This window comes from Roseibium aggregatum IAM 12614 (assembly GCF_000168975.1).
Taxonomy (GTDB): domain Bacteria; phylum Pseudomonadota; class Alphaproteobacteria; order Rhizobiales; family Stappiaceae; genus Roseibium; species Roseibium aggregatum.
Window position 1 is genome coordinate 229,018 of record NZ_AAUW01000005.1, and the last position, 25,510, is coordinate 254,527.

A 25,510-nucleotide genomic window follows, 5' to 3' on the forward strand; every position below is an offset into this window, starting at 1 on the left:
AGGGGGGCTAAGCGGATTTGCCTTCTGCTGCCCAGAGTGCGCCGCGGCGAATGATTTCCGTCACCTGGGGCACCTTGAGATCGTCCAGTTCGTGGCCGATGGAGCAGTAGAACACCCGGCCCTTGTCCCAGCGCCGTTTCCAGACGACGGGAATGACGGTTCCCTCGATCCACCATAGGTGATCGCCGGAGAAGGTGGTGGTGGCCAGAACCTCGTTGGAAGGGTCTACCAGCATGTAATACTGCTCGGACGTCAGGCGGAAGCTCCTGATGCCCTTCACGATCGGATCGTCCGGTTTGCAGATGGTCACATCGTAGTCGATGTAGTCTTCCCGTGGCTGAAGGTTGTCCGGCCACCCGGGAGGATGAGCGACAAACTGCCCGCCGATCAGGAAATGGTAGGTCGGACGGTCGCGGAAGGCATCGCCCATGTGTCCGTGCCATCCGGCAATACCGCAGCCGTTGGCGACGAGTTTCAGCAGCCCGTCCTCCTGAGGTTTGGTCATGTTGCCGAATTCCTGCTGATGACCCGAGCGGGCCGACGACCAGATCGGCGTGATCAGATCGACATCGGCAAGCTCATCCGGCCGCTCCAGCGGTTCCATCGTGTCGTAGACGGTGACGCTGAACCCATTGTCGCGAAGCAGCGCTTCGTACCAGTCGCTGAAGTGGGTGGGCGTGTGGCCTTCCCAGCCACCGACAAACAGAACTGCTTTCATTTCAGACCCTTGTTCACGAAGGAAAGAATGGAGGCCATGTCGCGGCCGTCATATCCGGCCTGGCCGGCAGCCTTCAGAACCGCATGATTGAGTTCCGCCTGCGGCATGACCACACCGCAGGTGGATGCAAGTTCCAGTGCCAGCCCGACATCCTTGCGGGCAAGCGCGACCGTGAAGCTCACCTCATGGGCGGCCTCGTCCAGATAAAGTCCCTTGCGATAGGCGATAACCGGGGCGGCGGCTGCGGAATTTTCGACGACCTCGTAGGCTTGTTCCTGCGGGATGCCGGCGGCCGTTGTCAGGGAAAGGGCTTCGGCCAGCGTCTGGTTGAGACCGTGAATAAGCATGTTGACGCCAAGCTTCATGGCGGCGCCTGCACCGGCTTTGCCCAACCAGATTGTTTTCCGGCCCAGAACATCGAAGAGAGCGGCAAGTTCGGGCGCATCGCTCGCTGTGGCGCCTGCCATGATCAACAGCTTTGCGTCCTTGGCCGCCTGTGTAGCGCCGGAAACAGGTGCATCGACGAAGCGCCGGCCTTTTTCCTGCGCAGCTCGCGCCAGACGTTCTGCCATGGGGACGGAAAGGGTGCCCATTTCGACCAGAACCTGCGCGCCGCTCGAAGCTTCAAACAGACCATCCGGCCCGAAATAGACTGTCTCCGCAGCAGCATCGTCGGCGAGCATGGTGATCACGATATCCGACCGCTCCGCCAGATCTTTCGGGGTGGCTGCCGGAAAGGCGTTGTGGGCGGAGGCGAAGGTCCGCGCAGTTTCAGCTGTCCGGTTCCAGATGCTCACCTCCAGACCGGCGGCGGCCAGATTGGCGGCCATGCGCACGCCCATCCGGCCGAGCCCTGCAAATCCGACCCGCATCAGGCGGCCTTTTCCGGCCTTATGCCGGAAATGGCCTGGATGAGATTGTCCTCGGTAACTTCCTCGGAGGTGAACGTCCGGATGATCTCACCGCTGTACATGGCGACGATCCTGTCGCTGACATGCAGAACCTCCGGCATTTCCGAACTGATCACGATGATTGCATAGCCCTGGCTGGCCAGGTCGCGGATCAGATTGTGGATCTCGGACTTGCTGCCGACATCGATCCCGCGCGTCGGTTCATCGACGATCAGCACGCTCGGATGCATGGAGAGCCACTTGCCGATGACGATCTTCTGCTGGTTACCGCCGGAGAGGTTGCCGGCAAGCTGCTTCCAGCCGGGCGTGCGAATGTCGAGCCGGTCCCGGTACTGGTCGAAGATCGCAATTTCCGCGCCCTCGGCAACGAAGGGGCCGGCCTTGAGGTCGTCCACCTGAGGCAGGGTCATGTTGTCCCGGCAGTTCATGCCCAGAACGAGGCCCTGTGCCTTGCGGTCTTCCGGCACCAGAGAAATGCCTTTGGCGATGGCGTCGGCCGGTGAGTGAAAGACGGTTTCCTCGCCATTCAGCAAAATGGTGCCGCTGCTGGGTTCGCGCAGGCCGAACAGGGTTTCGGCGATTTCCGTGCGGCCAGCACCAACAAGGCCATAGAAGCCGACAACCTCGCCCTTGCGCACCTCAAAGCTGATGTCCCGGAACAGCTTCCCGCAGGAGAGGCCGCGCACTTCCAGTGCCACATCGCCCAGTTCGTGATGGACGGCGTTGCGCGACAGGTCGAGCTTGCGGCCAATCATCAATTGCGTGATTTCGTCCTCGCTGGTCTCGGCCGTGTTCAGGGTGCCCCGATACTGTCCGTCCCGCAGCACGCTGATACGGTCGGTCATGCGGAAGATCTCCTCCATGCGGTGCGAGATGTAGATGATGCCGACGCCTTCGGCTTTCAGGTTGTCGATGACATCGAACAGAACCACCTTTTCCGCGTCGGTCAGAGAAGCGGTCGGTTCATCGAAGATGACCGCCTTGGCTTCAACGGTCAGGGCGCGGGCAATTTCCACCATCTGCTGGTTGGCGATGGAAAGGTCGCCGACGCGCGTGCGTGCGTCGAAACCGACCTTGAGCGTCTCCAGAATGCGGTTGGTCTGCTCATGCAGCTTCGGCCAGTCGACGCGGCCGAAACTCTTGCGCGGCAATTCGCCGAGATAGATGTTTTCGGCAACCGTCAGTTCTTCGGCAAGGCTCAGTTCCTGGTGAATGAAGACGATGCCCTTGCTTTTCGCCTGAAGCGGCGACGTCATGACGACCGGTTGCTCGCTGACGATGATCTTGCCCTCGTCCGGCTGGTAGATGCCGCCGAGCACCTTCATCAGGGTCGATTTCCCAGCGCCGTTTTCGCCCATCAGGGCATGGACTTCACCGGGCAGGACGGAAAAGGAGACACCGTCCAGAGCGCGGACGCCGGGGAAGGTCTTGACGATGCCTTCCAGGCGCAAGGCGGGGGTGGCGCTGGTCATATTCTCAGCTCCTGTTTGCCTTTGAGGTTCAATTGACGGTCGAGGAAGAGGACGGCGATCAGGATCAGGCCGATAACCAGATTGACCGTTTCCGTGTCGGCGCCGATGTGCCCCAGCCCCTTGCGCAGAAGCTGGATGGCAATGACACCTCCAAGCGTCGAAAGCACGGACCCGGCCCCACCGGTGAGCTTGGTGCCGCCAAGCACAACGGCCGTAATGACCCACAGCTCATAGAGTTCGCCGTCGTTGGGATTGACCGAACCGGACTCGGAATAGAACACCACGGCAGACAGGGACGCGAGAAAACCGATGATCATGAAGTTGATCATCATGTGCGGCCCGACCCGGATGCCGGCATTGATGGCAGCAGTCCGGTTGTCGCCGATGGCATAGGCGTTGCGACCGTGGATCGTGCGGTTCATCACGAACCAGACCACGGCGGTAACCGCAATGAGGAACCACGTGGCGGTGTGAAGACCCAGGAAATGGGCTTCGGCAAAATCGACCAGGGTCCAGTTGAGGTGGGAGGTCGGCTGTTCCCCATTGTACATGAACACCAGTCCGCGATAGCCGAGCATGGATCCGAGCGTGACGATGAAGGCATCGACCCCGGTCTTCCACACGATCAGTCCGTTGAGGGCGCCGAGCACAATCCCCGTCAGCAGTGCGAGACCCCAGGCAATCGGAATGACGCCATCGCCGAGACCGGCAAAGACCGGCCATGTCATGCTGTCGAGCAGCACGACCGCGCTCAAGGCAAAGGTGGCGCCGACACTCAGGTCGATGTTGCCGTTGATCATGATGATCGTCATGCCGATGGCGATGATGCCGATGGGGGCGGACTGCTTGAACAGCAGCAGCATGTTGTCCATGTCCATGAACGCCTTGTCGCTCAGCGACAGGAATTCACCCGCGATCGAGAAGAAGAGCAGCTCGACGACGATAAAGCCCCAGATCGCGCCGCGTTTCAAAAAGGTGCTTAAGGTTCCCGGTTCCATCTTTCCCTCCCTCACGCGAACGGCGACCAGAGCTTGCCGCGTTTGGCGGCAATATCCAGCCACACGGCAAGAATGATGATGATCCAGGTGACGACATACTGGACATAGAACTGCAGCCCGACGAGCAGGAGGCCGTTCTGGATGAAGCCGAGGATCAGGACACCGATGACGGTCTTGAAGATCGTGCCGGAACCACCCAGCAGGGACGCCCCGCCGAGGATGACGGCTGCCAGCACTTCAAGTTCCAGCCCCTGGCCCACGGTGTTCTGGCTCCCGAGCGAGCGGCTGGCCTGGATGAGTCCGGCGGTGCCGACGCAAAAGGCGGACAGGAGGTAGCAGGTGAAGACGACGCGCGCCCGGCGGATGCCGGAAAAGGTTGCAGCCGTGCCGTTGCCGCCCACCGCATAGACCTTGCGGCCGAAGGGGGTCTTTGCCAGCACGATCCCCAGAACAGAGGCGACAAGGGCAAACAGCAGGATCGGCACGGGAATGCCGAGCAGGGTCGACTGGCCGAACACGCTGAACCAGGTGCCTTCCTTGTCGGCGATATCCATGTTCTTGCCGCCGGAATAGGTGAGGGTGAGGCCGTGGATCGCCGACAGCATGCCGAGGGTGACGATCAGGGAGTTGAGCTTCAGATATCCGACAAGAAACCCGATGAAAGCGCCCAGGCACAGGACCATCGCATACATGGAGGGGATCGCGAGCGCCGGGCCCAGCTTGTCGTGCAGATCAAGGACCACGATGGTCGCAAAGGACATCATGGAGCCGACGGAAAGATCGAGATTGCCGCTGATGACGACGAAGGTGACACCCAGAGCCATCACGCCGAGAATGGCGGAAGAGCGAACGACGCCCATGATGTTGTCAGGGTCGAGAAAGCGCTGATTGGCGATCGTGAAGCCGATGATGAATACGGCGAAGGCGACCAGAATGCCCTGTTTCGCCAGAAATCCCCCAACGCCTGTCAGACTGAAGGGCTTCATGGATTTATCCTTCGAACTGCCGGGATGGCTGGCAGCCTTGCTTGATATATCGGACAACAGACCCTCCCTCATTCTGTTGTAAAATCTCAGACGAGCGTCATGCCGCCATCGATCATCACCACCTGGCCGGTCATGTAATCGCTTTCCGGTGACGCCAGGAACGTGGTCGTTCCCGTGATATCGGATGGTGTTGCCACCCGGCCCCTCAGGATTTCGGAAGAGAATTCCTCCATCGCCTGCCCGGGGCGTTCGGCGGCGCCGATGTCCAGAAGATCGCGGTCCACCTGTTCCCACATTTCCGTGGCGACGACACCCGGCGCGAAGCCTGTGACAGTGATGTTGTGCCTGGCAAGGTCTCTGGCGCCGGATTGGGTCAGCGAGACCACGGCCCATTTCGAAGCGCAGTAAGGTGCGACATTGTCGAACCCCTGGCGGCTGGCGATGGAAGCGGTGTTGATGATCTTGCCGCCGGTGCCCTGGGCGATCATCTGGCGCGCGGCCTCCTGCATGCCGATCAGGCACCCCAGGCCGTTCACCCCCATGATGAAGTTCCAGTTGTCTTCGGTGACATCGAGAAAGTTCATGGGTTTGTTGACGCCGGCATTGTTGAACTTCACGTCCAGTTTGCCGAAGGTCTCGACGGTTTTGTCGATCATGGCGCGTACCTGGTCGCGATCGGTCACGTCGACCTTCGCCCATGTCACGCCCGCGCCGGCTTCAGTGGCCCGCTCGCGGTTCGCTTCGCAGACAGCCTGTGCCTGTTCACCGTTGATGTCGGCAAAGCAGACATCGGCTCCCTCGTTGATAAGCGCTTCGCCGATGGCGCGGCCGATCCCTCGGGCGGCGCCAGTGACGATACAGGAACGCCCGGACACTCGGCCCATGGTTTCCTCCCGGTCGATGTCATTCGGAAAAAAGGGGCGCAAAGCTTGGCTTGCGCCCCAGTCGGGCTTGTTCTTCAGTCTTAGAAGACAGGCTTTTCGAATTCGGCCATGTTGTCCTGGGTGATCTTCGGTGTGTCGAAGTAGTTCAGGAACGGGACATCCTTGCCGGACAGAATGTCGATGGCCGTCTGCAGGGCAGCTTCGGCATCGTCGACGGGCGACTGGTAGATCGAACCCCAGTATTCGCCGCGTTCCATGGCCTCGTAACCGACGGAGAAGTTGGTCGCGCCGACGAAGATGATGCCCTCGCGTCCGGCGGCTTTGGCGGCATTCAGCGCGCCGACACCCATGTTGTCGTCTCCGGCGTAAACGCCGTCGATGTCATCATATTTCACCAGGAAGGCTTCCATGACCTTCTGGGACTTTTCACGGTTCCAGTCGCCCGGCTGGGTCTCCATCAGGGTAACGTTCGGGCAAACTTCCGGCAAACGGTCTTCAAAGCCCTTTGCGCGTTCGATCGCTGTCGTGTAGCCCGGCTGACCGGAAATCTGCACGATCCTGGCTTCGTTCTCGATGCCCATGTCCTTGAACTTGTCACACATGATTTCCGCGGAGCGGGACCCCTGGGTGATGTTGTCCGGACCAGAGAAGGACTTCACAAACTCGAAGCCCTGTTCGGCAATGTTCGAGTTGGTCACGATGACCGGAATATCGGCCTTGAAAGCCTTGCGCACTGCCGGAATGACGGCTTCGCCATTTGTCGGCCAGATGATGATAGCGTCGACTTCCTGCTGGATCAGGTCTTCCATCTGAGCGATCTGACGCGCGACATCGCCGCCGGCGTCCAGCACGACGGTTTCGACATCCGCATTTGCGTCGGCTGCGGCGATGAAGGCTTTTTCATATGTGGTCTGGTAGCTGTCGACGCCGACATTGTTCTGCGTGATGCCGATCTTCATGGTTTCTGCACTGGCAGCACCGGTCAGCGTCAGGCCTGCAATGGCGGTCGTGGCGACAAGCAGCGAACGGAAAGTGTTCGTCATTTCGTTTCCTCCCTGAAAGACCAATCGAATGGTCTGAATTCTGAACCGTGCCTCCTCCTGACACGGGTAAGCGCTCACCGTGAGCGTCATCAAAAATCCTGCACACCTCTCCCGGATGATGCCCCCTCGAAAATATCCAAAATGGATGGTCTTATATCCATAATGGATTTTTTGGCCGTTTTTCTCACCGGTCATCTCGCTCACGCTTAGGAGGACATTCAATGTCGATCCAAAAAATATCCAAAACGAGGAAACGCAGCAGTGGTTCGTCCCGTCCGGAAAACTGGAGCCGAGCGATGAACCAGCAAGAGGGAGAGTTGGTTCGCGAAAAGACTTATCTGACGCAACAGGCCAAGACAGAAATTCTGCAGGTTCTCAGCTTTCTGGAGAACTTTGAAGAAGAGATGGATGGTCTGTTGGAGATATCTGCTCCGAACCCCTATGTCAAAATGTCGACCTATCTGGTGAAAAGGCATCTGGAAGCGAAGGCGGTGACGCCGACCTCGCTCATCGGCGCGTCGGGGGTACCCTACGCGACGGCCAGCCGCCGCATGCGCGAGATGATCGACAGCGGCCTGATCGAGCAACGGCCGAGAACCTCGACCGGCAAAAGCTACTCGCTCCACCCGAGCGCCGGCATGCTGGAGGCATGGACCCAGTTCAGCAGCCGTGTCCGCAGGATGGCGGCCCAGTCGTTTGGATCGGCCGATCTGCGCTCCGGCACTCAGGATTATTACTTCGGCGGATCCTATCTGGAAGCCCAGACGATCCAGCCGCCCCAGGTGCTGCTCGAGCCCTTGAAGCTCTCCGGCGATCTCCGCGTTCTGGTGCATGGGGATCCCACCTTCATGGTGATGCACGGCCTCAAGCGCCAGTTCGAGCAGGTGGTCGGCTGTTCCATACAGCAGCGGGCCTTTTCCATCGACCGGCTCCACGAGGAAGCGGTCAAGAACGCCCACCGGCCGACAAGCCGCTACGACCTGATTGCCCTGGATCTGCCCTGGCTCGGAGAGTTTGCCGAGAATGGCTACCTGCTGCCGCTGGATGAGGTGCTGGACGTCGAACGGCTTCAGCCCAGCGATTTTCACACGGCCGGCTGGCAGGCAGCCCACTGGGGAGGCAAGCCCTATGGTGTGCCCTCGCAGACAACACCGGAGCTGCTGTTCTACCGCAAGGATCTGCTGGCAGAGGCCGGGCTGGAGCCGCCGCAGACCACCGATGCGCTGCTGAAGGCTGCCGCCAGGCTCAACGATCCGGTTCAGGGTCGATACGGAATTGCCTGGAACGCTGCGCGCGGCACGGCGCTTGGCCATACCTTCATGATGACCTGCGCGGATTTTGGTCAGCCCATTCTGGACCTGCCGAAACAGGCCGGCGGCTATGATGCCTCGCGTCTTGCGGACGGAGACTACCGACCGGTCATCTATTCAGAGCGTGCGCTCGATGCGGCGGAATACCTGATGGCGCTGCTTCAGTATTCGCCGCCGGACATCCTGTCGATGTCCTGGTACGAGCGCGTCCGCCCCTTCGCCAGCGGGCGGGTGGCAATGGCCTACGGCTACACCTTGCTGGCCCCGTACTTTGAACAGAATCCGGCCTGTGCGGCCCATGGCAAGGTCGGCTTCCTGCCGCATCCTTCCGGCCCCAATGCGCAGAACATCGCCCCTGTCGGCGGGTATCTGCTCGGCATACCGGCCAACATCGCACCGGAGCGGCTGGAGGCGGCGGCCGAAGCGCTGATCGTCTTTACGTCGCCCGAAGCGCAGAAGCTTTACGTCGAACACGGCAGCCGCACCAATCCGCGCTACTCAGTTGGCGCGGACCCGGAAGTGCGGCGCCTGTCTCCGATTTTCGAGGCGGTGGACGCCATGTCCTGGCGGGACGAACTGCAGTTCTGGCCGCGTCCCCCGATCCCTGAAATCAACGACATCATCCGCATATGCGGGGAGGAATGCCACGACATGTTGCGTGGCGTGAAGTCGCCAAAAGCCGCGTTGCAGATGGCTCAGGATCGTGCCGACCGAATGATGCGGGAGGCTGGAAAACTTTAATGGGAGGAAATCATGGACCCCAATCGGCTCAAGGGAAAAAACGTTCTGATCACCGGTGCCGCGCGCGGCATGGGGGCGACCAACGCCGAGCATTTCGCGGCGCAAGGCGCTAACGTCTGTCTTGGTGATCTGGACCTCGACGAAGCCCAGGCCGTCGCCGATCGCATCAATGCGGCCGGAAACGGCAAGGCAGTCGCGGTCAAGATGGATGTGACCCGCCGCGAGGACAACGCTGCAGCGGTCGCGGCAACAGTCGACGCCTTCGGCAGCATCAATGTCGGCCTTTTCAATGCCGGCCTCAACAAGCCTCGTTTCTTCATGGATATCGATGAGGACAACTGGGATCTCATCATGGGCGTCAACACCAAGGCGATGTGGCTGGGCATGCAGGAAACCGCCCGGCAGATGATTGCGCAAGGGCCGAAGGATTTCCCCTACAAGCTGATCAATGTCGGCTCCATCGCCTCGCGCAAGCCGTTGGTGGATGTGACCGTCTACTGCACATCCAAATACGGCTGCCTGGCGCTGACCCACTGCGGCGCGGTCGCGCTCGGCGAACACAATATCACCGTCAACGGCTATGCACCGGGCGTGGTGGTGACACCACTTTGGGAACAGCTGGACAAGGATCTTGTCGAGATCGGCTTCAAGGAACGGGCCGGACAGGCCTACGAAGACATCGCCAACAACGAACTGGTGATCAAGCGGGTGTCCTATCCGGACGATATCAAGGGCACTGCGTCTTTTCTCGCCAGCCCCGAGAGCGACTACATGACCGGCCAGATGATCCACATCGACGGCGGTTGGTGCATCCAGTAACGAACTGAAAAACAATATTCTTTTTCACATGACGGATGTGCGCAGGTGCATCCGAAGGAGAGAGCCATGTCTCGCGCACTGTTACCCAACCTCCTGACGCCGCAGGACCTCGAACCCCATTGGCGCTGGGAAGGGCGTTTGCCTGCCTGGGGCCATACATCCGTCGATTTCGAACGCCGCATCGACCACGACCGCCTGCGCCGGTATCGCCTGGCCCGGACACGGGAGGCCCTGAAGGCGTCTCCCGCCGGCACGCTGCTGCTGTTTGACGTCAACAACATCCGCTACGTCTCGGCCACCAAGATCGGCGAATGGGAGCGGGACAAGATGTGCCGCTTCTGCCTGCTGACGGGCGATGATGCCCCTTACGTGTGGGATTTCGGCTCTGCCGCCGTTCACCACAAGAAATTCTCCGACTGGCTGGTGCCGGATCACTGCCGGGCCGGTGTGGTCGGGATGCGCGGCACCATCCCGCCGGAATTCGGCCTGATGCGCAAATATGCCCGTGAAATTGCCGGGCTGATCCGCGACGCCGGCATGGCGGACATGCCGGTCGGTGTCGACTATGCGGAAACCGCCATGTTCCATGCGTTGCAGGCAGAAGGGCTGAATGTAGTCGACGGCCAGCAGATCATGCTGGCGGCGCGCGAGATCAAGAACTGGGACGAGATCCAGCTTCTGACGCAGGCTGCCTCCATGGTCGATGGCGTCTATCACATGATCTACGAGGAGCTGAAGCCGGGCGTGCGTGAGAACGACATCGTCGCCCTGTCCAACAAGATGCTCTACGAAATGGGATCGGACGACGTCGAGGCGATCAACGCCATCTCCGGCGAGCGCTGCAATCCGCATCCGCACAATTTCACCGACCGCTATTTCCGGCCCGGAGATCAGGCGTTTTTCGACATCCTGCAGTCCTATCAGGGCTATCGGACCTGCTACTACCGGACCTTCAACATCGGCCGGGCCACGCCGGCGCAGCGCGATGCCTACGTCAAGGCACGCGAATGGATCGATGCCTCCATCGCCATGATCAAGCCCGGCGTTTCCACCGACAAGGTGGCGGAAGTCTGGCCCAAGGCAGAGGAGTTCGGCTTCCCCAACGAGGAAACGGCCTTCGGCCTGCAATTCGGCCACGGCCTGGGTCTGGCCCTGCATGAGCGGCCGATCATCTCGCGTGCGGTCTCGCTCGACCATCCGATGGAAATCAAGACGGGCATGGTGTTCGCGCTGGAAACCTACTGCCCGGCCGCCGACGGCTATTCCGCCGCCCGGATCGAGGAGGAAGTCGTGGTGACGGACACGGGCGTTGAGGTCATCAGCCTGTTCCCCGCCGAAGAGCTTCCCATCGCCAACCGGTACTGACCTGCCCATCGTGCCCGGCCGTGCGGCGGCCGGGCCCAGTCAAGGGACAACAAGATGAGCGCTGCGAAGAAAAAGAAACACAACACGGAAGAGTATCTGCGCATGTACACGCAGATGGTGCGTATCCGTGCCTTCGAGGACAACGCTAACCAGCTATACCTGTCGGCGAAGATGCCGGGCCTGACCCACATGTATTCCGGTCAGGAAGCGGTCGCCGTCGGCATCTGCGAAGCGCTGACGCCCGAAGACAAGATCACGTCGACGCACAGGGGGCACGGTCACTGTGTCGCCAAGGGCGCGCATTTCAAGGAAATGTTCTGCGAGCTTCTGGGCAAGGAAGAGGGCTATTGCCGGGGCAAGGGCGGGTCGATGCATATCGCCGACCAGGCCAACGGCAACCTGGGCGCCAACGCCATTGTCGGCGGTTCCATGGGAATTGCCACCGGATCGGCACTCACCGCCAAGCGTCTGGGCACCGGGCACGTCACCGTGTGTTTCTTCGGAGATGGCGCGACGGCACAGGGGCTCTGGTACGAGGTCATGAACATGGCCGCGCTCTGGAAGCTCCCCGTCATCTATGCCTGCGAGAACAACGGCTACAGCGAATACACCAGGACCGAGGAAATCGCGGCCGGCTCGCTGACCGCCCGGGCGGAAGCCTTCGGCATCGAGAGCTTCAAGGTCGATGGCCAGGATGTGCTGGCAGTGAACAAGCTGGCGGGCGAACTCGCCGCCCGATGCCGCAAGGGCGAAGGCCCGTTCTTCCTTGAACTCGACACTTACCGCTACCACGGCCACCACGTCGGCGACATCAACCGCGATTATTACCGTGCGAAGGATGAAGAAACGGAGTGGAAGTCCGCGCGCGACCCGATCACCAACTTCGGCAAGTGGCTGATCGACCAGAAGATCATGACCGCCGACGAACTGGTGGCCATCGACAATGAAATCGCCGCCGACGCCGAAGCCGCCGTCAAATATGCGCTCGACGCGAAATATCCGGATGTCCGGGAAGTGGACATGCATGTCTACGCGGACACGGCCGCCTGAGGAGAGACGCCATGACACGTGAAATCACCCTGTCCAGGGCCGTCAACGAAGCCATCGCGGAAGAAATGCGCCGGGATCCGTCGATCATTCTCCTGGGCGAAGACGTTGCCGAGGCCGGAACGCCGTTCAAGGTGCTGTCCGGCCTGGTGGAGGAGTTCGGAACGGACCGGATCATCGACACGCCGATTTCCGAACCCGGCTTCATGGGCATTGCCGTTGGTGCGGCGATGACCGGATTGAGGCCGATCGTCGATCTGATGTTCGGCGACTTTCTCTATCTGGTCATGGATCAGCTCTGCAACCAGGCGGCCAAGACCCACTATATGTCCGGCGGCAAGCTGAACGTGCCGCTGGTCCTGCGCACCAACATGGGCGCAACCCGCCGCTCCGCCGCCCAGCACAGCCAGTCGCTGCAGGCGCTGGTTGCCCACATTCCGGGGCTCAAGGTCGCCATGCCGTCTTCGGCTTACGAGGCCAAGGGCCTGATGAAGACGGCAATCCGGGACAACAACCCGGTGGTCATCTTCGAAGACAAGCTGATGTACAACGACAAGGCGCCGGTGCCGGAGGAGGAATACCTGATCCCCTTCGGCCAGGCGCACATCAAGCGCGAGGGGCGGGACGTCACGCTGGTGGCGACATCCTCCATGGTGCAGGTCGCCGAGGCGGCGGCCGACACGCTGTCCCGGGAAGGCATCAGCGCGGAGATCATCGACCCGCGCACGATCGTGCCGCTGGATGAGGAAACCATCCTGCGCTCCGTCCGCAAGACGTCGCGCGCCATCGTCATCGACGAAGGCCACCAGAGCTACGGCGTGACGGCGGAAATCGCCGCGCGCATCAGCGAAAAGGCCTTCTATCATCTGGATGCGCCGGTCATCCGGATGGGCGCCATGGACGTGCCGGTGCCGTTCTCGCCCGCCCTTGAAGACATAACCGTGCCGAATGCGGCCGGTGTTGCAGACAATGCGCGCAAGATCTGCCGCGGGGAGCTGATCCATGCCGCATGAGGTGATCATGCCCGCGCTCGGCATGGCCCAGGACAGCGGCCAGTTGCTGGCCTGGCACAAGAAACCGGGAGAGGCGGTCGCCGCTGGCGATGTGCTTTTCGAGGTGGAAACCGACAAGGCCGCCATGGAAGTGGAGGCGCAGAAGGAAGGCTACCTGACCGACGTCTCCGCGGAGGCCGGCACCGACGTTCCGGTCGGCCAGGTGATCGCGATGATTTCCGAAACCCCGGAAGGATCTGGAAAGGCGAACCCGGCCCCATCGCCGGACAAGACCTCCGCAGCGGAACGGCCCGAACCAAACGGTTCGGAGGCTGGCGCAGATGCCGGGGGCGAAGACCTTCCCGACGGACATCAGGTCATCATGCCGACGCTCGGCATGGCGCAGGACACGGGCCTTCTGGTTGCCTGGTGCAAACAGCCGGGCGAAGCCGTCGCGGCTGACGACATTCTCTTCGAAGTGGAAACGGACAAGAGCACGGTTGAGGTCAATGCCGGCCGCGACGGTTTCGTGGCCGCGCTTCTGGCAGAAGCGGGAGAGGAAGTGCCCGTCGGCCAGGCGATCGCGGTGATATCGGCGCAAAAGCCGGACAAGCCGGTAACGCGCAAGGCGGGAGGTTCACCTGCGTCTCCTGCGGCCGGTGAAACACCACCGGAGCGGCAGGAAAAAACGGAAACCGCGAACACGCCTGCACCGTCTCCTGAAAAAGCGGTGGCGGCTAAGTCTGCGCACGGGGTGGCCGGAAGAGTTCTTGCGTCACCAAAAGCACGGCGGCTTGCGCTGGAGCAGGGGCTGGACCTGCAGCGTCTGGCCGATGCCGGCCATCCCCAGCCGTTCCACGTCAAGGATCTTGAGACCCTGAAGACCCTGCGCGCGGAAACGCCGGCGGCAAGTGCCACGGCGCAGCGCTTTGAAGTGCGGGCCGAGGTGAAGGGCACTGGCTTTGCGGAGTTTACGTCCTGGGCACGGGAAAACGCCGGACAGGGCGACGAGGCGGCCCTGCTGGCCGGGTTTGCGGCAGCGAGTTTGGGGAACCTTCCATCCAAAGTCCGCGTTGAAACAATGCGGCAGCCGAAAACCTACTCCGCTTCTTCTCTCTGGCTCGGTCAGGTTGAGCCGGCAGACGACGAGTTGGAGGCGGATTTGGTGGTACGTGATTTGAGAGCCAGCCGCATTTCGTCCGTTCAGCTAGATGCAGACAGGTGTCCCGTCATCAGTATCCTGCGGAACGGTGAGGACCTCACTATGGTGCTGGAGTGGACCGGTGACCGGTTGACTGCGCCTCAGGCGATTGACCTGCTTTCCAATTTCGCGGGCCGGATGGAGCAACCGCTTCGCCACCTGCTTTGAACCCATGGGGACCATTATGGACCATACCGATCTTTACATTAACGGCACCTGGTGCGCGGGAGCGAGCGGCGAACGGTTCGACGTTCTGAACCCGGCAACCGAAGAGGTGCTTGCTTCTGTCGCCTCCGCAGACATCAAGGATGCGGATGCCGCGCTGGATGCCGCGGAAGCAGCGATGGCAAAATGGGCCGCCAAAACGCCGCGCGAACGCTCGGAAGTGCTGCGCAAGGCCTGGGAGCTGATGACGGCGCGGCTGGAAGATTTCGCCCGCATGATCACGCTGGAAAACGGCAAGGCGCGCAGCGATGCCATGGGCGAGGCGACCTATGCCGCCGAATTCTTCCGCTGGTTTGCTGAAGAAGCCGTGCGCGCCGACGGCCTCATCACTCATGCGCCGGCTTCCGGCGCGCGCATCATCGTGCAGCACAAGCCTGCCGGTCTCGCGGTTCTGGTCACGCCCTGGAACTATCCGGCGGCCATGGGCACCCGCAAGATCGCCCCGGCTCTGGCTGCGGGCTGCGGGGTTATCATCAAACCAGCCTCCGAAACGCCGCTGACCATGCTGGCGCTCATGCCCTTGCTGGAAGAAGCCGGCGTTCCGGCAGGCCTCGTCAATGTGTTGCCTTCCAAGCGCACCGGCGCGCTTGTCGGCCATATGCTGCACGACCCGCGCGTGCGCGTCGTCTCCTTCACCGGCTCCACGGCGGTTGGCCGCAAGCTGCTGCATTCGGCGGCAGATCAGGTGCTCAAACCGGCGATGGAACTTGGCGGCAATGCGCCGCTGATCGTCTTTGATGATGCCGACCTTGATGAGGCGGTGCAGGGCACCATGCTGGCCAAGATGCGCAACCTTGGCGAAGCCTGCACAGCTGCCAACCGCATCTATGTGCATGAAGCCGTTGCCGAGGACTTCACCCGCCGTCTTGTCGACGCCATGAAAAAACTGAAGGTCGGCGACGGATCAGACCCGGACGTGGATGTCGGCCCGCTGGTCAATGCGGAAACCCGCGACAAGGTCGCGGACTTCGTTCGCGATGCCGTTGAAAAGGGTGCGAAGATCGAGGTTGGTGGCGACCTGCCGGGCGGAAAGGGCTTTTATTATCCGCCGACGGTGCTCTCGGGCGTGCCCGAGACGGCCGACTGCGTCCACGACGAGATTTTCGGACCCGTCGCAGCCCTCCAGACCTTCACCGATCAGGACGACGTGATCCGCAGGGCCAACGACACGGAATACGGTCTGGTTGCCTATGTCTTCACAAAGGACATGAAACGCGGCCTGCAGGTCTGCGAAAAGCTGGACTATGGCATGGTCGGCTTCAACCGCGGTCTCGTTTCCGATCCGGCTGCCCCCTTCGGCGGCACCAAGCAGTCCGGCCTCGGCCGTGAAGGCGGCCATGAAGGCATGCTGGAGTTCATGGAAACCCAGTATATTTCGGCAAGCTGGTAGGAGGTGGAGATGTCCGACGTGATCGCACCGCCTTCAGTCAGGGCGCTGGCCCGGCAGAAGGGCATAGACATTGAGAAACTTGCCCGGGAGATTGGCCGCACGTCCATCGCCCGCGAGGATGTGGAAGGCGAGGGAGGCACCTCGGTGCCCCCCTCCGCCGGGGGCTCTGCCGCGCAATCGGGCGACAGTTCCTACTGGGACGTCGACCACGCGCTCTATGGCCCGGTCACCGAAGAGCCCGTCTCACGGTTTGCGCAGGTCGCCGCGCAGAACATGGCCGCCGCCCACAGGCTCATTCCTGCCGTCACTCATCACGACCGCGCGGAGATGACCGCCATCGAAGCCCTGCGCAAGCAATTGCGGACGGAAGCCGGCGAGCGCGGCGTGAAGCTGACGGCGCTGGCCTTCCATGCCAAGGCCCTGTCGAAGGCCTTGCGGGAGTTCCCGAAGTTCAACGCCTCTCTCAGTTCTGACGGCAAGACGCTGTTCCTGAAGGACTACGTGCACCTTGGCGTTGCGGTCGACACCGCCCACGGCCTGATGGTGCCCGTTATCCGGGACGTTGACCGGAAAGGCCTCTGGCAGATCGCGGCGGAAATCGCCGATCTCGCCTCAAGAGCACTAGAGCGCAAGGTGCGCCCGGACGAAATGGGCGGTGCGTCCATGACCATCACCAACCTCGGCGGCATCGGCGGCACCGCCTTCACCCCCATCGTCAACCCACCCGAAGTCGCCATTCTCGGCATCACCCGCACCGAATTGGCCCCCGTCTGGGACGGCGAGACGTTCCAGCCCGTCCAGATGGTGCCCCTCGACCTCAGCTACGACCACAGGGTGATCAACGGCGCCGACGCGGCCCGGTTCCTGAGTTATTATGCGGGGTTGCTGAGGGAACCCCGGCGGATGATGATGTGAGGGGGAGATCTCGTCAGAGATTCCAAGGAAGGGTCTTCCAACAGGCAAAGCCCGAGGGCGGGCCTGGTGCCCTGGATATTCAAAAACGCAGGTTAGGAAGAATGGCGGAGAGAGAGGGATTCGAACCCTCGGTACGGTTACCCGCACAACGGTTTTCGAGACCGTCCCGTTCAACCACTCCGGCACCTCTCCGCGGTACTTGCGATAAACGGGTCTCAAGTGGCGCGGAACATAGACACACTCTGCGCGCCCTGCAAGCCCGGAAATGAGTTCTTTTTTCAGTTTGTGGATTGGGGCAGTTTTCGCCCGGTTTGTCTGGGTTGGGGGCGTGGATTGACCGCCTGTGGACCTGGTTGGGTGGTTTGAAATGCTGCCTGGAAGAGCCTTCGGGAAAGGGCAGGGGAGAGCGCCGGGGAGATTCGCATTGACCTGATGCGAGCCTGCGCCGATAACGGCCCGTAACGCTGATTGGCGTTTCCCTGTTTGCGGTCATGGCGATGAATGCCAGAGAGCTTGCTGCGAATGCGCGGGCGCAAGGGAGATGGAAACAAGCGGTTTTGCGGCAGAAAGGCCAGATTTCCGTTTGACAACGGATGCGGGCCGACTATATTGCGCGAGCTCGAAAAGGTTCGCTTTTTCGAGTTCTGTTTGTCGTTCAAGGCCTGCCGGGCTTTCAAAGCTTCACGCTCAACCCGACACAAAGACTTGTCAGCCAGGATTCAAGACCTGGAGAGACAGGCGCCTCGGTTCGACCTGAAAAGCAGCCGGTTCGTTGGTGTAACAACCCGTTCCGGTGTGTCAAAAACGAAAAGAAGGACGTGCGAGACATGTTCGCAGTGATCAAGACGGGTGGCAAGCAGTACACTGTTGCCGCCGATGACCTCCTGAAGGTCGAAAAGCTCGAAGCCGAAGCCGGCAGCACCATCACCTTTGAAGAGGTTCTGATGGTCGGCAATGGCACCGACACCACCGTTGGCGCTCCGCTTGTGGAAGGCGCTTCCGTGGTTGCTGAAGTGGTCGAACAGGGCCGTAACCGCAAGGTTATCATTTTCAAGAAGCGCCGGCGTCAGAATTCCCGCCGCCGCAACGGCCATCGTCAGGCGTTCACCCTTGTCAAGGTGACCGACATCCTGACCGGTGGTGCAAAGCCAGCCGAGAAGGCAGCGCCGAAGAAGGCTGCGCCGAAGGCTGAAGAAACCGCTGAAGCCGCACCGGCTGCAGCAGAAGGCGGCGATGACCTGAAGAAGCTGGACGGCGCTGGTCCGGCTGCTGTGAAGAAACTGAACGAGGCAGGTATCACCACCTTCGCTCAGATCGCAGCCATGTCCGCTGACGATGTCGCGCGCGTTGAAGAAGAAACTGGCCTGAAGGGCAAGTTCGAACGCGGTAATTGGGTTGAGCAGGCCAAGGAACTGGCAGGCAACTAAGCCGCCGCTCCCGAACCTAAAAAGTATTCGAAGAACGAGGAGTTCTAACGATGGCACATAAAAAGGCAGGCGGCTCGTCCCGCAACGGCCGCGACTCAGCTGGCCGCCGTCTCGGCATCAAGAAATTCGGCGGGGAAGCTGTGATTCCCGGCAACATCATCGCGCGTCAGCGCGGCACTACCTGGCATCCGGGCACCGGCGTTGGTATGGGCAAGGACCATACCATCTTCGCGACCGTGGAAGGCAAGGTAGAGTTCCAGGCGAAAGCCAACAAGCGAACCTACATTAACGTGCTCCCGGTAGCGGAAGCAGCGGAGTAAAGCCGACGTGAAGTTTCGAAACGCCGGCGTCCCGTAAGACCCCGGCAATTCGAGACAGGCCAAGTTTCCGGCCAGTCAGAGATCCAAGGGGGAGATGGGGCGCCATCTCTCCCTTGACTTGTTTTGGCTGGAGGAAAAGATGGTTGTTGAAAGTGACGGATTATTAGACGAAAGCAGTCTGGCTGCGGCCCCATTGCCGCAGGAAGCGGTTCGTGTGCGGCTCGACAAGCCGCGTATGGACGATTTGGCCGATATGGTGTTTCTGGCCAACAACAAGAAAGTGGCGGCAAATCTTTCCACCATGCCGCATCCCTTCACACTGGAGGATGCCCGGTCGCTGGTCGCCAAGTCCGCGCTCAACCAGCTCCATTCCGCAACCTTTGCCATTCGTCTGAAAATCACCGGCCGGCTGATCGGTATCACGCGCTATGCCAACGTCGAGCCCGAGGGCCCGGTGCATGTGGGCTATTGGCTGGGGGAACCCTTCTGGGGCCAGGGTCTGGCAACCGAAGCGGTCCACGCGCTGGTCGACCATGCCTTCACCTATCACGACATCGCAGAGTTGCAGGGGTCGTGCAGGGTTACCAACCCGGCATCGCGCCGGGTGCTCGTCAAATCCGGATTTCAGTATCGCGACCAGGCCATGATCCGCTCCATCGGGGCGGGTGGCTCGGTGCCCATCGAGCGCTATACGCTGGAACGGGCTGTCTGGAAGTCGTTGAAAAGATGGGGGCAGGGACGATGAGCATATTGCCGGAACTGAAAACAAGACGCCTGATCCTGCGGCCGATCGAAATGTCGGACGCCGAAGCCATGGTTGCGCTGGCGGGCAAGGATTTCGAAGTCGCCCGCTGGATGACGTCGTTCACCTGGCCGTATGAGGACGGGGCTGCGGAAGCCTTTCTGAAGACCGTCGTCGGCAAGGATCCGTTCCAAACCGAAGCGCTGTTCGCCATCACGCTCGGCGGGGTGTTCATCGGCGTGGTCGCCATCGAGCCTCCGGGCGATCTGGACGATCTCCCGAACCTGCCGACACTCGGCTACTGGCTCGGCCGCGCCTTCCAGGGCCATGGCTATGCCAGCGAGGCGGTCGAGGCTGCGCTCGGCTGGGCGTTTGAGGCCTTTGAGACGGACGCCATCGCCGCGCGCGCCTTCGAGGACAACTTCCGCTCTCGCGGCCTGTTGCGGAAAATGGGTTTCAAGCCCTATTCCATGACGGAACGCTTCTCCAAGGCGCTGGACCGCAGGGTTTCCAACCTCATCGTGCGCCTGGCGCGAGCCGATTTCGACGCACGCAAGGAAGCGGCCTGATGTTGCCCGTTCTGAAGACGGAGCGTCTGCTCCTTCGAGCCCCGCGCCCGGAGGATCTGGGTCGCTGCGCCGAGCTCCTGGGCGACTATGAAGTCGCCAAGATGCTGTCGCGGGTCACCTATCCTTACGATCTGGAACAGGGCCGGTCCTTTCTGGCGCTATCCGCTAAACGCTGGACCAACTGGCAGGAGGCAGAGGAGCTCGGTTTCCAGATCGATTGTGAGGGCGAGATGATCGGCGGTGTCAGCTTCAAAAAGTTGCGGGAGACCCCGGAGATCGGCTATTGGCTGGGGCGCGCCTATTGGGGCAAGGGATATATGAGCGAAGCAGCGCAGGCGGCGGTCGCCTGGCTGTTCGAAAATACCGATCACAAGGTGGTTGCCTGCGAAGCCATGACGGAAAATCCGGCCTCGCTTGGCGTTGCCCGGAAACTGGGCTTCCGAGAAGTGAGGGAAGTGGGCTGTGCCAGCGTGTCACGAGGTTGTACGATGCCCGCCATCCGCACCGAGCTGACACGAACAGACTTTCTGAACGGCCATTGATCCAACCGGGATCCGGCCTGAAACAGGACGAAAAGAGAAAAAGAAAATGAAATTCCTAGATCAGGCCAAGGTCTACGTACGCTCCGGCAACGGCGGAGCAGGCTGTGTATCGTTCCGGCGCGAGAAATACATTGAATACGGCGGACCCGACGGCGGTGACGGCGGCAAGGGCGGCGATGTCATCATCGAATGCGTCGACGGCCTCAACACGCTGATCGATTATCGCTACAAGCAGCATTTCAAGGCGGAAACCGGCATTCACGGCATGGGCCGCAACCGCACCGGCGCTCATGGCGGCGATGTCGTGCTGAAGGTTCCCGTCGGTACACAGGTGTTCGAGGAAGACAACGAGACGCTGATCGCCGACCTGACCGAGATCGGCCAGAAGGTGCTGCTTTTGAAGGGTGGCAATGGCGGCTTCGGCAACGCCCATTTCAAGTCGTCAGTCAATCAGGCGCCGCGCCGGGCCAATCCGGGCCTTGAGGGCGAGGAAAAATGGATCTGGCTGCGGCTCAAGCTGATCGCCGATGCCGGTTTGGTCGGCCTGCCCAATGCCGGCAAGTCCACTTTCCTGGCAACGGTTTCCGCTGCCAAGCCGAAGATCGCCGATTATCCCTTCACGACCATTCACCCCAATCTCGGCATCGTGCAGATCGATGGCCGCAGCTTCGCCATGGCCGACATTCCCGGCCTGATCGAAGGTGCGCATGAAGGCACGGGTCTTGGCGACAGGTTCCTCGGCCATGTTGAGCGCACCCGGGTTCTGCTGCATCTGGTGGATGGCTCCGGACAGGAAGATCCGGGCGAAGCCTACCGGATCGTGCGCGGCGAGCTGGAAGCCTATGGCGCGGGACTGACCGAGAAGCCGGAAATCGTGGCGCTCAGCAAATGCGATGCGCTCAACGAAGACCTGATTGCCGAAAAGGCGGCGAGCCTCGAGGAAGCCTGCGGCCAGAAACCGCTGATCCTTTCCTCGGCCAGCGGTCTTAATGTCGACCGGGCACTGCGCATGATCGTGCGCGCCATCGACAAGGACAAGGAAGACGAGGCCAACCAGGTGCCCGCACCCGAACAAGAGGGCTGGCATCCCTGATGTCTCGCAGTCTGAAAGACTACAGTCGGATCGTCGTCAAGATCGGCTCCGCCCTTCTTGTCGAAAAAGGCGAACTGAAGCGTAGCTGGCTGAACGCGCTGATCGCCGATGTGGTCAGGCTGTCGGATGCCGGTGCGGAGATGCTGCTTGTTTCCTCCGGCTCGATCGCGCTTGGCCGGGGCATTCTCGGGCTGCCGGGCGGGCCGCTGAAGCTTGAGGAAAGCCAGGCAGCAGCCGCCGCCGGGCAGATCGCGCTGGCGCAGGCCTATGCGGATGCCCTCGGCGCCCACGGCAAGAAGGCCGGGCAGATCCTGCTCACTCTTGGCGACACCGAAGAACGGCGGCGGTATCTCAACGCCCGCGCCACCATCGGCACCTTGTTGAAACTCGGGGCCGTGCCGATCATCAACGAAAATGATTCCGTGGCGACCTCCGAGATCCGTTACGGCGACAACGACCGTCTGGCGGCGCGTGTCGCCACCATGGCCAGCGCCGACTGCCTGGTGCTGCTGTCGGACATCGACGGGCTGTACACCGCGCCGCCGCAGCAGAACCCCGATGCGGTGTTCCTGCCGGAAGTGCCGCGCATTACCCATGAAATCGAAGCCATGGCCGGGTCTGCCGGGTCGGAGCTTTCGCGCGGCGGCATGAAGACCAAGATCGATGCCGGCAAGATCGCGACGGCTGCCGGAACGTCGATGGTGATTACCTCCGGCAAGGAGCTCAATCCGCTTGAGCGGCTGGATCAGGGCGCTCGTGGCACCTGGTTTCCGGCGCTCAGCTCACCGGCCAGCGCGCGCAAGGCCTGGATCGGTGGCCATCTGGAGCCGCGCGGCGAAATCCGGCTGGATGCAGGTGCGGTCCGGGCAATGACCTCCGGCAAGAGCCTGTTGCCGGCCGGCGTCACCTCGGTATCGGGCAGTTTTTCGCGCGGCGACGCGGTGACGTTGCTCAATCCGGAAGGCCGGGTCATCGGCCGGGGGCTGATCGCCTATGACGCCGATGAAGCGCAACTGATTGCGGGCCGCAACAGCCGCGAGATCGAAGCCATCGTCGGCTATCCGGGCCGTGCGGAAATGATCCACCGGGACGATCTGGTTCTGGAATTGCCCGCGCTCGAGTGAGATTGCGTCATCCGGTGGATGCCTTTTGAGCTGGAACGCGCTAAAACGCGGCAGGACTGGCGGCGGTAAGCGCCGCAAAACGGGAGCAAGTGAGTATGCTGGAAGCAGTCGAGGCAAAGACGACCGAGGACTTGATGGCAGAGATCGGGCGACGTGCTCGCGCTGCCGGCCGGATCCTTGCCATCGCCCCAGCAGACCAGAAGAACAAGGCCTTGAGCGAAATGGCCGCGGCTGTCCGGGCCGCGACACCGGAGATTCTTGCCGGCAACCGGCTCGATATCGAGGCGATGAAGGCAGGCGGGCAGACCGCGGCGTTCCTGGATCGCGGCACGCTTACGGAAGAACGGATCGAGGCGATTGCCAAGGCCCTTGAGGACATCGTCGCGCTGGACGATCCCGTCGGCAGCGTGATTGCCGCCTGGGATCGGCCGAACGGGCTGAAGATCGAACGCGTGCGCACCCCTCTTGGTGTCATCGGCGTCATTTACGAAAGCCGTCCGAACGTGACGGCGGACGCAGGCGCGTTGTGTCTGAAAGCCGGCAACGCCGTCGTGCTGCGCGGCGGCTCCGATACTATCAATTCCAACCGGGCGATCCACGCAGCCCTGCAGAAAGGCCTCGTTGCAGCCGGTCTGCCGGAAGATGCGATCCAGATCGTGCCGGTGACCGACCGGGCCGCCGTTGGCGAAATGCTGCGCGGCCTTGACGGCAATCTGGATGTCATCGTCCCGCGCGGTGGCCGCAGCCTGGTCGAGCGCGTGCAGAGTGAAGCGCGCGTTCCCGTCTTCGCTCATCTGGAAGGCCTGGTGCATATCTTCGTCGACAAGGCGGCAGATCTTGAGACGGCCGTCGAGGTGGTCGTCAATTCCAAGATGCGCCGGACCGGCATCTGCGGTGCGCTTGAAACGCTTCTGGTGCATGAAGACGTGGCCCACAGCCACCTGCCGGTGATCGTGAAGGCGCTTCAGGAAAAGGGTTGCGAAATCCGCGGCGGTGCGATTGTGCGCGATATCTGCGAAAACATCGTGCCGGCAAGCGAGGACGACTGGGCGACCGAATATCTGGACAAGATCCTTGCGGTGAAGGTGGTTCCCGATCTCGATGCCGCCATGGAGCATATCGCGCGCTACGGGTCCAATCACACCGATTGCATCGTGACCGAGGACCAGGCCGCCGCCGACCGGTTCCAGCGGGAAGTGGATTCGGCCATCGTGCTGCACAACGCTTCAACCCAGTTTGCCGATGGCGGCGAGTTCGGCATGGGGGCGGAGATCGGCATTGCGACCGGGCGCATGCATGCACGCGGGCCCGTGGGTGTCGAGCAACTGACCAGCTTCAAATACAAGGTGCATGGCACCGGCCAGATCCGCCCGTGACGGCCAATCGTGAGGTCGTCTGAATGAGCCCCTCGAGTCTTGGCGCGGGACTGGACCGCGACTGGATGAAGCTGCCCCATGCCGAGCCGGGCAACCGTATCGGCATTTTCGGCGGGTCCTTCAATCCACCCCATTCCGGTCACCGGCTTGTGGCATCGACCGTGCTGAAGCGGCTGGGGCTGGATCAGGTCTGGTGGCTGGTAACGCCCGGCAATCCGCTCAAGAGCCATTCGGACCTGGCGCCGCTGGAACGGCGGCTGCGCCTGACGGGGGACCTTGCCGATCATCCGCGCATGAAAGTGACAGCCTTCGAGCAGGTGCTGGGAACTCCCTATACCGCCAGGACGCTCGTTGCCTTGCGCCAGATGCGGCCATCCGTCCGATTCGTCTGGGTCATGGGGGCAGATAATTTAGCCGGCTTCCATCGCTGGCAGGACTGGCGCTCGATTGTCGGCTCGGTGCCGATCGCCATTGTGGACCGTCCGGGAGCCTCGCTATCGGTGATGTCGTCTCCCATGGCGAAAGCCTATGAAAAATATAGGCTTCCGGAAGATGACGCCGCGCTTCTGCCGGAAATGGCTGCACCCGTCTGGACCTTTTTGCACACGCCTTTGGACCGGACATCGTCCACCGATCTGCGCCAGAGGCAAAAGCGGTAGACGGCAGATTTGCCAAGATTTCCCGCGTGTCTTGAAAATGCCAAACGGGAAGCGGTATTATAAGGACGGTCGCGATGAGCGCGGCCGAGGTACGGTCAACCGGTCCTGCATCCAAAACGGGTGACGTACGAAGTCGGACGTTTCAGTTCGTGACGACGTTGGGCGCGGGACGGCATAAACGGCGAAAGGCATAACACCTGACCATGACCTTTGAAAGTGAGCGGACAGACATGTCCTCTCCTCTGCAGGCTTCCGTAGGTAAAGAACTTGCGGCAGACCTCCTCGATACGGTCCTCACCAGTCTTGACGACTCCAAAGCTGAGGACGTTGTTACCCTCGAAATCGCAGGCAAAAGCTCGCTGGCCGATTACATGGTAATCGTGTCTGGCCGCTCCCATCGTCACGTGGGTGCGATTGCCGATCATTTGCTGAAAGACCTCAAGTCGGCTGGTGCCGGAACGGCAACGGTTGAAGGTCTGAGCATCTGCGATTGGGTGCTGATCGATGCGGGTGATGTGATCGTGCACATTTTCCGTCCGGAGGTTCGCGGCTTCTACAATCTGGAGAAGATGTGGGCACCGGAAGAGGATGCGGCACCGCATTACATCGGCTGAGCCGGCATTGAGGCCCTGAAACGGGCC

Annotated in this window: 25 protein-coding genes and 1 tRNA gene; 18 read left to right on the plus strand and 8 right to left on the minus strand. The window is 61.4% G+C overall.

The window, feature by feature from the left end; translation table 11 throughout:
• Positions 1 to 7 precede the first annotated feature (7 nt).
• From SIAM614_RS08680 to SIAM614_RS08710, 7 genes are all read right to left on the minus strand, one after another.
• Positions 8 to 718 (minus strand): ThuA domain-containing protein, encoded by a 711-nt coding sequence (locus SIAM614_RS08680; protein ID WP_006933708.1) that lies wholly within the window; start codon positions 716 to 718, stop codon positions 8 to 10.
• Positions 715 to 1,590 (minus strand): NAD(P)-dependent oxidoreductase, encoded by an 876-nt coding sequence (locus tag SIAM614_RS08685; RefSeq protein ID WP_006933709.1) that lies wholly within the window; start codon positions 1,588 to 1,590, stop codon positions 715 to 717. Before SIAM614_RS08685 ends, SIAM614_RS08680 begins: the two co-directional genes overlap by 4 nt.
• On the minus strand, positions 1,590 to 3,101 hold the full coding sequence (locus tag SIAM614_RS08690) for a sugar ABC transporter ATP-binding protein (protein WP_006933710.1): 1,512 nt from the start codon (positions 3,099 to 3,101) through the stop codon (positions 1,590 to 1,592). The genes SIAM614_RS08685 and SIAM614_RS08690 overlap by 1 nt, the downstream gene beginning before the upstream one ends.
• On the minus strand, positions 3,098 to 4,099 hold the full coding sequence (locus tag SIAM614_RS08695; RefSeq protein ID WP_006933711.1) for an ABC transporter permease: 1,002 nt from the start codon (positions 4,097 to 4,099) through the stop codon (positions 3,098 to 3,100). The genes SIAM614_RS08690 and SIAM614_RS08695 overlap by 4 nt, the downstream gene beginning before the upstream one ends.
• Before the next feature lie 11 nt (positions 4,100 to 4,110).
• Positions 4,111 to 5,085, minus strand: coding sequence for an ABC transporter permease (locus tag SIAM614_RS08700; RefSeq protein ID WP_040439707.1), 975 nt, complete (start codon positions 5,083 to 5,085; stop codon positions 4,111 to 4,113).
• Positions 5,086 to 5,171: 86 nt separating this feature from the next.
• On the minus strand, positions 5,172 to 5,969 hold the full coding sequence (locus SIAM614_RS08705) for an SDR family oxidoreductase (protein WP_006933713.1): 798 nt from the start codon (positions 5,967 to 5,969) through the stop codon (positions 5,172 to 5,174).
• Between the two features lie 80 nt (positions 5,970 to 6,049).
• Entirely contained in the window at positions 6,050 to 7,012 is a 963-nt protein-coding gene (locus SIAM614_RS08710) for a sugar ABC transporter substrate-binding protein (protein WP_040439641.1), read from the minus strand.
• Between the two features lie 296 nt (positions 7,013 to 7,308).
• Between SIAM614_RS08710 and SIAM614_RS08715 the strand changes: the two genes are divergently transcribed.
• The 8 genes from SIAM614_RS08715 to SIAM614_RS08750 all read left to right on the plus strand — a co-directional run bounded on the left by SIAM614_RS08715 (position 7,309) and on the right by SIAM614_RS08750 (position 17,017).
• Positions 7,309 to 9,063 carry an ABC transporter substrate-binding protein gene (locus SIAM614_RS08715; protein ID WP_198137286.1) on the plus strand — a complete coding sequence of 585 codons (1,755 nt, stop codon included), beginning with the start codon at positions 7,309 to 7,311 and terminating at the stop codon, positions 9,061 to 9,063.
• A gap of 12 nt (positions 9,064 to 9,075) precedes the next feature.
• Positions 9,076 to 9,882, plus strand: a complete 807-nt coding sequence (locus tag SIAM614_RS08720) for an SDR family NAD(P)-dependent oxidoreductase (protein WP_006933716.1) — start codon at positions 9,076 to 9,078, stop codon at positions 9,880 to 9,882.
• Between the two features lie 66 nt (positions 9,883 to 9,948).
• Positions 9,949 to 11,247 carry a M24 family metallopeptidase gene (locus tag SIAM614_RS08725; protein WP_006933717.1) on the plus strand — a complete coding sequence of 433 codons (1,299 nt, stop codon included), beginning with the start codon at positions 9,949 to 9,951 and terminating at the stop codon, positions 11,245 to 11,247.
• A 54-nt stretch (positions 11,248 to 11,301) separates the two neighbouring features.
• Positions 11,302 to 12,297 carry a thiamine pyrophosphate-dependent dehydrogenase E1 component subunit alpha gene (locus tag SIAM614_RS08730; RefSeq protein WP_006933718.1) on the plus strand — a complete coding sequence of 332 codons (996 nt, stop codon included), beginning with the start codon at positions 11,302 to 11,304 and terminating at the stop codon, positions 12,295 to 12,297.
• An 11-nt stretch (positions 12,298 to 12,308) separates the two neighbouring features.
• A complete protein-coding gene (locus SIAM614_RS08735; protein ID WP_006933719.1) occupies positions 12,309 to 13,307 on the plus strand; it encodes an alpha-ketoacid dehydrogenase subunit beta in 999 nt (332 codons plus the stop codon).
• Positions 13,297 to 14,655 carry a biotin/lipoyl-containing protein gene (locus SIAM614_RS08740; protein WP_006933720.1) on the plus strand — a complete coding sequence of 453 codons (1,359 nt, stop codon included), beginning with the start codon at positions 13,297 to 13,299 and terminating at the stop codon, positions 14,653 to 14,655. The genes SIAM614_RS08735 and SIAM614_RS08740 overlap by 11 nt, the downstream gene beginning before the upstream one ends.
• Before the next feature lie 16 nt (positions 14,656 to 14,671).
• On the plus strand, positions 14,672 to 16,102 hold the full coding sequence (locus SIAM614_RS08745; protein ID WP_006933722.1) for an NAD-dependent succinate-semialdehyde dehydrogenase: 1,431 nt from the start codon (positions 14,672 to 14,674) through the stop codon (positions 16,100 to 16,102).
• A 9-nt stretch (positions 16,103 to 16,111) separates the two neighbouring features.
• Complete coding sequence (locus SIAM614_RS08750) at positions 16,112 to 17,017, plus strand: 2-oxo acid dehydrogenase subunit E2 (protein ID WP_006933724.1); 906 nt, start codon at positions 16,112 to 16,114, stop codon at positions 17,015 to 17,017.
• A 102-nt stretch (positions 17,018 to 17,119) separates the two neighbouring features.
• Here SIAM614_RS08750 and SIAM614_RS08755 read toward each other — a convergent pair.
• Positions 17,120 to 17,209 (minus strand) — tRNA-Ser (locus tag SIAM614_RS08755).
• Positions 17,210 to 17,844: 635 nt separating this feature from the next.
• Here SIAM614_RS08755 and SIAM614_RS08760 point away from each other — a divergent pair.
• The 10 genes from SIAM614_RS08760 (at position 17,845) to rsfS (ending at position 25,483) form a co-directional block, all read left to right on the plus strand.
• Positions 17,845 to 18,444: a 50S ribosomal protein L21 gene (locus SIAM614_RS08760; RefSeq protein ID WP_040439644.1), complete on the plus strand. Its 600-nt coding sequence runs from the start codon at positions 17,845 to 17,847 to the stop codon at positions 18,442 to 18,444.
• A 50-nt stretch (positions 18,445 to 18,494) separates the two neighbouring features.
• A complete protein-coding gene (gene rpmA / locus SIAM614_RS08765; protein WP_006933726.1) occupies positions 18,495 to 18,764 on the plus strand; it encodes a 50S ribosomal protein L27 in 270 nt (89 codons plus the stop codon).
• A gap of 139 nt (positions 18,765 to 18,903) precedes the next feature.
• A complete protein-coding gene (locus SIAM614_RS08770) occupies positions 18,904 to 19,509 on the plus strand; it encodes a GNAT family N-acetyltransferase (protein ID WP_040439712.1) in 606 nt (201 codons plus the stop codon).
• The gene (locus SIAM614_RS08775; RefSeq protein WP_006933728.1) at positions 19,506 to 20,075 is read left to right on the plus strand and encodes a GNAT family N-acetyltransferase; all 570 of its coding nucleotides are present in this window, start codon (positions 19,506 to 19,508) and stop codon (positions 20,073 to 20,075) included. Before SIAM614_RS08770 ends, SIAM614_RS08775 begins: the two co-directional genes overlap by 4 nt.
• Entirely contained in the window at positions 20,075 to 20,617 is a 543-nt protein-coding gene (locus tag SIAM614_RS08780; RefSeq protein WP_006933729.1) for a GNAT family N-acetyltransferase, read from the plus strand. Before SIAM614_RS08775 ends, SIAM614_RS08780 begins: the two co-directional genes overlap by 1 nt.
• Positions 20,618 to 20,663: 46 nt before the next feature.
• Positions 20,664 to 21,710 carry a GTPase ObgE gene (obgE, locus tag SIAM614_RS08785; protein ID WP_006933730.1) on the plus strand — a complete coding sequence of 349 codons (1,047 nt, stop codon included), beginning with the start codon at positions 20,664 to 20,666 and terminating at the stop codon, positions 21,708 to 21,710.
• Entirely contained in the window at positions 21,710 to 22,834 is a 1,125-nt protein-coding gene (gene proB, locus SIAM614_RS08790) for a glutamate 5-kinase (protein WP_006933731.1), read from the plus strand. Before obgE ends, proB begins: the two co-directional genes overlap by 1 nt.
• A 95-nt stretch (positions 22,835 to 22,929) precedes the next feature.
• On the plus strand, positions 22,930 to 24,210 hold the full coding sequence (locus tag SIAM614_RS08795; protein WP_006933732.1) for a glutamate-5-semialdehyde dehydrogenase: 1,281 nt from the start codon (positions 22,930 to 22,932) through the stop codon (positions 24,208 to 24,210).
• A 23-nt stretch (positions 24,211 to 24,233) separates the two neighbouring features.
• A complete protein-coding gene (locus SIAM614_RS08800) occupies positions 24,234 to 24,869 on the plus strand; it encodes a nicotinate-nucleotide adenylyltransferase (RefSeq protein ID WP_198137288.1) in 636 nt (211 codons plus the stop codon).
• A gap of 230 nt (positions 24,870 to 25,099) precedes the next feature.
• Entirely contained in the window at positions 25,100 to 25,483 is a 384-nt protein-coding gene (gene rsfS / locus SIAM614_RS08805) for a ribosome silencing factor (RefSeq protein WP_006933734.1), read from the plus strand.
• Positions 25,484 to 25,510: the final 27 nt, after the last annotated feature.

What these genes read in the sequence shown, in the direction of transcription:
- SIAM614_RS08705 (WP_006933713.1), bottom strand. Translation starts at nt 5,969, where the DNA reads ATGGGCCGAGTGTCCGGGCGTTCCTGTATCGTCACTGGCGCCGCCCGA.
- SIAM614_RS08795 (WP_006933732.1), top strand. Translation starts at nt 22,930, where the DNA reads ATGCTGGAAGCAGTCGAGGCAAAGACGACCGAGGACTTGATGGCAGAG.
- obgE (WP_006933730.1), top strand. Translation starts at nt 20,664, where the DNA reads ATGAAATTCCTAGATCAGGCCAAGGTCTACGTACGCTCCGGCAACGGC.
- SIAM614_RS08780 (WP_006933729.1), top strand. Translation starts at nt 20,075, where the DNA reads ATGTTGCCCGTTCTGAAGACGGAGCGTCTGCTCCTTCGAGCCCCGCGC.
- SIAM614_RS08730 (WP_006933718.1), top strand. Translation starts at nt 11,302, where the DNA reads ATGAGCGCTGCGAAGAAAAAGAAACACAACACGGAAGAGTATCTGCGC.
- SIAM614_RS08760 (WP_040439644.1), top strand. Translation starts at nt 17,845, where the DNA reads ATGTTCGCAGTGATCAAGACGGGTGGCAAGCAGTACACTGTTGCCGCC.
- SIAM614_RS08695 (WP_006933711.1), bottom strand. Translation starts at nt 4,099, where the DNA reads ATGGAACCGGGAACCTTAAGCACCTTTTTGAAACGCGGCGCGATCTGG.
- SIAM614_RS08740 (WP_006933720.1), top strand. Translation starts at nt 13,297, where the DNA reads ATGCCGCATGAGGTGATCATGCCCGCGCTCGGCATGGCCCAGGACAGC.
- rsfS (WP_006933734.1), top strand. Translation starts at nt 25,100, where the DNA reads ATGTCCTCTCCTCTGCAGGCTTCCGTAGGTAAAGAACTTGCGGCAGAC.
- SIAM614_RS08750 (WP_006933724.1), top strand. Translation starts at nt 16,112, where the DNA reads ATGTCCGACGTGATCGCACCGCCTTCAGTCAGGGCGCTGGCCCGGCAG.
- SIAM614_RS08775 (WP_006933728.1), top strand. Translation starts at nt 19,506, where the DNA reads ATGAGCATATTGCCGGAACTGAAAACAAGACGCCTGATCCTGCGGCCG.
- SIAM614_RS08690 (WP_006933710.1), bottom strand. Translation starts at nt 3,101, where the DNA reads ATGACCAGCGCCACCCCCGCCTTGCGCCTGGAAGGCATCGTCAAGACC.
- SIAM614_RS08715 (WP_198137286.1), top strand. Translation starts at nt 7,309, where the DNA reads ATGAACCAGCAAGAGGGAGAGTTGGTTCGCGAAAAGACTTATCTGACG.
- SIAM614_RS08700 (WP_040439707.1), bottom strand. Translation starts at nt 5,085, where the DNA reads ATGAAGCCCTTCAGTCTGACAGGCGTTGGGGGATTTCTGGCGAAACAG.
- SIAM614_RS08685 (WP_006933709.1), bottom strand. Translation starts at nt 1,590, where the DNA reads ATGCGGGTCGGATTTGCAGGGCTCGGCCGGATGGGCGTGCGCATGGCC.
- SIAM614_RS08745 (WP_006933722.1), top strand. Translation starts at nt 14,672, where the DNA reads ATGGACCATACCGATCTTTACATTAACGGCACCTGGTGCGCGGGAGCG.
- SIAM614_RS08735 (WP_006933719.1), top strand. Translation starts at nt 12,309, where the DNA reads ATGACACGTGAAATCACCCTGTCCAGGGCCGTCAACGAAGCCATCGCG.
- SIAM614_RS08710 (WP_040439641.1), bottom strand. Translation starts at nt 7,012, where the DNA reads ATGACGAACACTTTCCGTTCGCTGCTTGTCGCCACGACCGCCATTGCA.
- SIAM614_RS08680 (WP_006933708.1), bottom strand. Translation starts at nt 718, where the DNA reads ATGAAAGCAGTTCTGTTTGTCGGTGGCTGGGAAGGCCACACGCCCACC.
- proB (WP_006933731.1), top strand. Translation starts at nt 21,710, where the DNA reads ATGTCTCGCAGTCTGAAAGACTACAGTCGGATCGTCGTCAAGATCGGC.
- SIAM614_RS08770 (WP_040439712.1), top strand. Translation starts at nt 18,904, where the DNA reads ATGGTTGTTGAAAGTGACGGATTATTAGACGAAAGCAGTCTGGCTGCG.
- rpmA (WP_006933726.1), top strand. Translation starts at nt 18,495, where the DNA reads ATGGCACATAAAAAGGCAGGCGGCTCGTCCCGCAACGGCCGCGACTCA.
- SIAM614_RS08725 (WP_006933717.1), top strand. Translation starts at nt 9,949, where the DNA reads ATGTCTCGCGCACTGTTACCCAACCTCCTGACGCCGCAGGACCTCGAA.
- SIAM614_RS08800 (WP_198137288.1), top strand. Translation starts at nt 24,234, where the DNA reads ATGAGCCCCTCGAGTCTTGGCGCGGGACTGGACCGCGACTGGATGAAG.
- SIAM614_RS08720 (WP_006933716.1), top strand. Translation starts at nt 9,076, where the DNA reads ATGGACCCCAATCGGCTCAAGGGAAAAAACGTTCTGATCACCGGTGCC.